Annotated in this window: 1 protein-coding gene; it reads left to right on the forward strand. The window is 59.7% G+C overall.

What is annotated here, in order from left to right:
• Positions 1-159: 159 nt before the first annotated feature.
• Positions 160-951, forward strand: coding sequence for a hypothetical protein (locus FCI23_RS55820; RefSeq protein ID WP_136731780.1), 792 nt, complete (start codon positions 160-162; stop codon positions 949-951).
• Positions 952-1,155 lie beyond the last annotated feature (204 nt).

Consider the following 1,155-nt stretch of genomic DNA (forward strand, 5'->3'; position numbering starts at 1 on the left):
CGCGACGGGCACGGCGACCGGCCACTTGGTGAACGTCACCGTCCAGGACCTGTGCTGACCCGGTCCGCGTGAGCGGGCCGCGGGTCAGAAGTGGACCCAGGCCAGGACGGATATGAGGATCTGCCGTCTGAAAAATGATAGCGACTCCTTGGAGGACACGTGCGCTTCCCCCTGGTGAAGCTCCAATACCCGTCACGATGGGCGATGGGTATATCCGCGTTGACGGCATGTGCCCTGGCCACAATCGCTTTGATCGCCGTGGCCTGGTGGAACGCCGATCACCCGGTACACCGGTACGACGATTCGGCCCAAGGCGAGGTACTGGTCAGTAAGGATGGACGCACCATCACCATCGCGACCACATGGGGCGACTGCGAAGTCCCGCCCAGACTGCAAGCACAGGAAAATGCCAGTGACGTCAGACTCACACTGCGCAGGGAAGACCATGCGCAACCGGGTCACGTCTGCAACAACAGCGGCGTGAAGCAAATAGCCACGACCCTGGACCAACCGGTGGGACGCCGCACGGTCATCGATGCCATGACCGGGAAGCACATTCCAGTCTTCAACGAACGGCACCTGGCCGCTCCGGGGTACCTGCCGAAGGGCTATATTTACAGTGACAGCCTCGCCTCCAGCAACGTCGCTGGAGGAAAGATCCCAACGCCATTCGAATGGCCCCCGACTCCGACCTGGACCACTGCATATCAACGTGACTCGTTCCATGGTTACCTGGCCATCACCCAGGCTACCGGCAACTACGTTGAGACCACCGGTACGCCCGCGACCATCAACGGTCATCAGGCATTTCTTCAGCTATCCCCTTCATCCGTCGACAGATGCTCGATCACCTGGTTCGACGGCACTTATACGTTCAATGTTTACGATTCCGATCCGCAGCAGCAACCGACCAGGGATGAGGTTTTGAAGATTGCTGAGAATCTTCACTGACAACGTGAGGCAGAGAACATCGGGTACCGAACCACACGACTCCCGTGTGCCGCATAGATCGATCGCTTCCTCAATGTGGATCTTCGAATTTAGGCGGGCAACGTGGCGGATCGCTGGCCCGGTTGTGACGTTGAGCGACGGTCTTGGGGTTCCGGCGCCCTGGACGCAGTGAGCCCGCAGGCGTCCGTGATCATGGTTGTTCTC

Origin of the sequence: Actinacidiphila oryziradicis, from assembly GCF_005047355.1 — a bacterium.
In the GTDB taxonomy this organism is placed as follows: Bacteria; Actinomycetota; Actinomycetes; order Streptomycetales; family Streptomycetaceae; genus Actinacidiphila; species Actinacidiphila oryziradicis.